Origin of the sequence: Agromyces humi (assembly GCF_009720255.1) — a bacterium.
In the GTDB taxonomy this organism is placed as follows: domain Bacteria; phylum Actinomycetota; class Actinomycetes; order Actinomycetales; family Microbacteriaceae; genus Agromyces; species Agromyces humi.
Genome location: NZ_WJSP02000262.1, coordinates 1 through 5,326 on the forward strand (window position 1 = coordinate 1; position 5,326 = coordinate 5,326).

The 5,326-nt window shown below is 69.7% G+C and carries 5 protein-coding genes; all 5 read left to right on the forward strand.

Going from position 1 to position 5,326, the window contains the following annotated elements:
* The coding region (locus GH736_RS16545; RefSeq protein WP_159605290.1) for an FHA domain-containing protein FhaB/FipA at positions 1-389 on the forward strand (389 nt) is incomplete at its 5' end.
* A 5-nt stretch (positions 390-394) separates the two neighbouring features.
* Positions 395-1,627: a PP2C family protein-serine/threonine phosphatase gene (locus GH736_RS16550; protein ID WP_159605292.1), complete on the forward strand. Its 1,233-nt coding sequence runs from the start codon at positions 395-397 to the stop codon at positions 1,625-1,627.
* A gap of 70 nt (positions 1,628-1,697) precedes the next feature.
* Positions 1,698-3,032, forward strand: a complete 1,335-nt coding sequence (locus GH736_RS16555; protein WP_159605298.1) for an FtsW/RodA/SpoVE family cell cycle protein — start codon at positions 1,698-1,700, stop codon at positions 3,030-3,032.
* Positions 3,029-4,483: a peptidoglycan D,D-transpeptidase FtsI family protein gene (locus tag GH736_RS16560; protein WP_159605294.1), complete on the forward strand. Its 1,455-nt coding sequence runs from the start codon at positions 3,029-3,031 to the stop codon at positions 4,481-4,483. Before GH736_RS16555 ends, GH736_RS16560 begins: the two co-directional genes overlap by 4 nt.
* On the forward strand, positions 4,480-5,326 hold an 847-nt coding region (locus GH736_RS16565; protein ID WP_159605296.1), incomplete at its 3' end, for a serine/threonine-protein kinase. The genes GH736_RS16560 and GH736_RS16565, both read left to right, overlap by 4 nt.

Consider the following 5,326-nt stretch of genomic DNA (forward strand, 5'->3'; position numbering starts at 1 on the left):
CGGTCGCCGCCGCCGCGTCGGCCTCCGCCCCGACCGCGGCGGTGTCCCATCCCGCCGCGCCGGCGTCCGTCGGGGGCAACGAGACCGCCTCCACCGAGAACGCCACCCGCCTGGTGATCACGAGCGGGCAGAAGGCCGGCGCCGAGTTCCCACTCGGCCGCGACGAGATCACCATCGGCCGCTCCAGCGACTCGGCGATCATCATCCGCGACGACTACACCTCCACCCACCACGCCCGACTCATGCTGTGGAACGGCCGCTGGATGATCCAGGACCTCGACTCCACGAACGGCACCTTCCTCAACGGCTCCCGAGTGACCGTGCCGACGCCCATCCCGCTCGGAGCCACCGTCAAGGTCGGAGCGACGACGTTCGAGCTGCGGCGGTAGCGCCCATGGCCACGGTCAAGGCGAGCGCTGCGGTCTCGCACGTCGGACGGATCCGCTCGAACAACCAGGACTCCGGCTATGCCGGACGCAACCTGTTCCTCGTCGCCGACGGCATGGGCGGGCACGCCGGCGGCGACGTCGCGAGCGCGATCGCCACGCGCCGCATCGCCGAGGCCGACGACGACTACGAGTCGGCACCGGTCGCCGCCGCCGCGCTCGAGGGCGCCCTGATCGCGGCGAACCGCCAGCTCGCCGAGACCGTCGCCGAGCACTCCGAGCTCACCGGCATGGGCACGACCGTGAGCGCGCTGCTGCTCGACGGCGACCGGGTCGTCATCTCGCACATCGGCGACTCGCGCATCTACCTCCTGCGCTCCGGAGAGCTCAGCCAGATCTCGATCGACCACACCTTCGTGCAGCGGCTCGTCGACGCCGGCCGCATCACCGCCGAGGAGGCGATGGTCCACCCCCGTCGGTCGGTGCTCATGCGCGTGCTCGGCGACGTCGAGGCCTCCCCCGAGATCGACTCGATGGTGCTCGACACCCGCGCCGGCGACCGGTGGATGCTCTGCTCCGACGGCCTCTCGGGGGTCGTGTCGTTCGACGAGATCCTCGAGATCATGGCGTCCGACGCCGGTGCCAAGCAGGTCGCTGACCGGCTCGTGAAGGCGTCACTCGACGGCGGCGCCCCCGACAACGTCACCGTCGTCGTGGTGGACATCGGCGATCCCCCCGCCCCCGCCACCCCGCCGCTCGTGGTCGGCTCGGCAGCGGCCCCGCTCGCCTTCGGTGCGGCGGCGGAGCCGGCGCGCGCCCGCGGCATCCGTCTCGCGCCGTTCCGGCCGCACCCCGTGCAGGAGACGCACTTCGAGCCCGACTCCGCCGACTACTTCGACGAGCTCATCGAGGAGGACGCCCGCCGGCGTCGACGCCGCCGCCTGGTGTGGGGTTTCTGGATCGTGCTGCTCGTCGCGGCCATCGTGGCGGTGTTCGTGCTCGGCTACCAGTGGACGCAGACCCGCTACTACGTGGGCGAGTCCAACGGCCGGATCGCGATCTTCCAGGGCATCCAGCAGGACCTCGGGCCGATCTCGCTGCACGAACTGCACACCGAGACCACCGTCGACGTCGCGGACCTCCGCACCTACGACCAGCAGCGCGTGGAGCAGACCATCAGCGCCGGCTCGTTCTCCGAGGCCTTCCGCATCGTGCAGCGACTGGAGGACTCCGTTGACTGACCGCGCCGGCCGCACCGCCGAGGCGTCCCCCGCAGGAGGACCGCCCACGGCTCCCGTGCGGCGCATCCGCATGCCGCAGAAGCTGCGCAACATGGAGCTCTGGCTGCTCATCGTCGCCTGCTTCATCAACGCCGCGGCGATCGTGCTCGTGCAGCTCGGGGCCATGGGACACGTCGACACGCAGCTCGTGCTGCTCGGCGCCGGGCTGTCGGCCCTCGTCTTCGGGCTGCACATCGCCATGCGCTTCGTCGCGCGCGACGCCGACCCGTTCCTGCTGCCCATCGCCACCGTGCTCAACGGGCTCGGCATCGCGATGATCTACCGCATCGACATCGCCGACGGCGAGTCCGGGTGGGAGAGCGCCTCGGTGCGCCAGATCGTGTGGAGCGCCATCGCGATCGTCGCCGCCATCGTGACGATCCTCGTCATCCGGAACCACCGCGTGCTGTTCCGCTACACCTACCTCTCCGGACTCCTGGCGATCGTGCTGCTCCTGCTGCCGCTCGTGCCGGGCATCGGCCGCGAGGTGAGCGGCGCGAGGGTCTGGATCGGCTTCGGCGACATCGCGACGTTCCAGCCCGGTGAGATCGCGAAGATCGCCCTCGCCGTCTTCTTCGCGGGCTACCTCGTGCGCAACCGCGACTCGCTGTCGATGGTCGGCAGGAAGTTCCTCGGCATGCGGTTCCCGCGCGCCCGCGACCTCGGTCCGCTCCTCGTGGTGTGGGCACTGTCGATGGCGGTCATCGTCTTCCAGCGCGACCTCGGAACGGCACTCCTCTACTTCGGCCTGTTCCTCGTGATGCTCTACGTCGCGACGAGCCGGCTCTCGTGGGTGGTGCTCGGACTCAGCCTGTTCATCGGCGGCGCCCTCGTGGCGAGCCAGACCCTCGACTACGTGGGCAACCGCTTCGCGAACTGGCTCGACCCGTTCAGCCCCGATCGGTTCGACCAGGAGTTCGGCGGCAGCTACCAACTCGTGCAGGGTCTCTTCGGGCTCGCGAACGGTGGGCTCATCGGCACCGGATGGGGCGAGGGCCGGCCCGACATCACGCCCGTGCCGCAGAGCGACTACATCATCGCGAGCCTCGGTGAGGAGCTCGGCCTCGCGGGCGTGTTCGCGATCCTCGCGCTCTACGTGCTCTTCGTCGCCCGCGGCTTCCGCATCGGCTTCGCCGGACAGGACGACTTCGGCAAGCTCCTCGGCGTGGGCCTCGCCTTCGTGCTCGCCCTGCAGGTGTTCATCGTGGTCGGCGGCGTCACTCGCGTCATCCCGCTGACCGGCCTCACCACGCCCTTCCTCGCGGCGGGCGGCTCGTCGCTCGTCGCGAACTGGATCATCGTGGCGCTGCTGCTGCGGCTGTCCGACACGGTCCGCAACCATCCGAGGCTGGTGATCGACGGATGAATCGTGAGCTCAAGCGCGTGACGATCGTCGCGCTCCTCATGTTCCTCGCCCTGTTCGTCTCGTCGACGATCATCCAGTACGTGCAGGCGGACGCACTGGCAGCCGATCCGCGGAACTCCCGCACGCTGTACGAGAGCTACTCGGTGGAGCGCGGCCCCATCCTCGTCGGCGGCGAGCCCATCGCGTACTCCACGCCCTCCGACGACAACTACAAGTTCCAGCGCGTGTACGCGCCCGGGGCGCTCTACGCCGCGGTGACCGGGTACATCCCGGTCAACGGCGAGGCCACCGGGCTCGAGCGATCCCTCAACTCGTATCTCAGCGGTCAGAGCTCGAGCCAGTTCTTCGACTCGCTGAACCGCATCATCTCCGGGCAGGATCCGATGGGGGCCTCCGTCGAGGTGGCGATCGACCCGGTCGCCCAGCAGGCGGCATGGGACGCGCTCGGCGACTACACCGGCTCGGTCGTGGTGACCGAACCGTCGACCGGTCGCATCCTCGCCATGGTCACGAAGCCGACCTACGACCCCAACGCCCTCGTCGTGCACGACAGCGAGCAGGTGCAGGCCACGTACGACGCGCTCCTCGCGGACCCGAGCGACCCGCTCACCAACCGCGCGACGGGCGGCGACATGAACCCGCCCGGTTCGACGTTCAAGCTCGTCGTGGTGGCGGCCGCCCTCGAGTCGGGCAAGTACACGCCCGAGTCGACGTTCCCCAACCCCGCGTCGCTCACGCTGCCGGGCACGGACGCGGTCGTCCGCAACTCCGGTGGCGGCACCTGCGGCCCCGGCGCCGAGGTCACGCTCGCCGACGCACTCCGGCTGTCGTGCAACATCCCCATGGCCGAGCTGGGCATGGAGCTCGGCGACGCCGCGATCCGCGAGCAGGCCGAGAAGTTCGGGTTCAACCACGAGTTCGAGATCCCCACGGCGACCGAGCCCAGTGTCTACCCGCGCGCGCTCGACGAGCCGCAGACGGCGCTCACCGCGTTCGGCCAGGGCGATGTGCGGGCGACCCCCCTGCAGATGGCGATGGTCTCGGCCGCGATCGCCAACGGCGGCATCGTCATGGAGCCCGACCTCGTCGACGCGATCACGGCGCCCGACTTCTCGCCGCTGGAGGAGTTCGAGCCGGCGGAATACGGCCGCGCGATCAGCCAGGAGACGGCCGCCACCATGGTGCAGATGATGACCAACGGCGTCGAAAACGGGGCTGCGAGTAATGCAAGAATAGACGGCGTCAGCGTGGCCGGTAAGACCGGTACCGCAGAGAACGGAGAGAGTGACCCCTACACTCTCTGGTTCACGGGTTTTGCCCCCGCCGACGACCCTCAGTATGCGATCACGGTACTCGTGGAGGATGGCGGGGGACTTGGTCAGGAGGGGTACGGCAATCTCATCGCCGCACCCATCGCAAAGCAGGTACTAGAGGCGGTGCTGAACAAATGAGACCGAGCGCAGGGCTCACCTTCGGAGGGCGCTACGAGCTGCAGTCCCGGATCGCCATCGGCGGCATGGGCGAAGTGTGGCAGGCCACCGACCTCGTGATCGGTCGCCAGGTGGCGATCAAGATCCTGAAGGATGAGTACCTCGGCGACCCCGGATTCCTCGAGCGCTTCCGCGCCGAGGCCCGGCACGCCGCACTCGTCAACCATGAGGGCATCGCCAACGTCTTCGACTACGGCGAGGAGGACGGCAGCGCCTACCTCGTGATGGAGCTCGTCCCCGGCGAGGCGCTCTCCACCATCCTCGAGCGTGAGCACGTCCTCTCCACCGACAAGGTGCTCGACATCGTCGCGCAGACCGCGGCGGCACTCCAGGCCGCGCACGCGGCCGGCCTCGTGCACCGCGACATCAAGCCCGGCAACCTCCTCATCACGCCCGACGGCCGCGTGAAGATCACCGACTTCGGCATCGCCCGCATCGCCGACCAGGTGCCCCTCACCGCGACCGGCCAGGTCATGGGCACCGTGCAGTACCTGTCGCCCGAGCAGGCCTCGGGTCACCCGGCCTCGCCGACCACCGACATCTACTCGCTGGGCATCGTCGCGTACGAGGCCCTCGCCGGCCGTCGCCCCTTCACGGGCGAGTCGCAGGTCGCCATCGCCATGGCGCAGATCAACGAGACGCCGCCCGATCTCCCGGTCACGGTGTCCGAGCCGGTGCGCAACCTCGTCTACGCGTGCATCGCGAAGAACCCCGCCGACCGTCCGCAGTCAGCGGCGCACCTCGCACGTGCGGCCACCGCGCTGCGCCGCGGCGACGTGCAGGGTGCCGCGGCCGCGGTTCCCG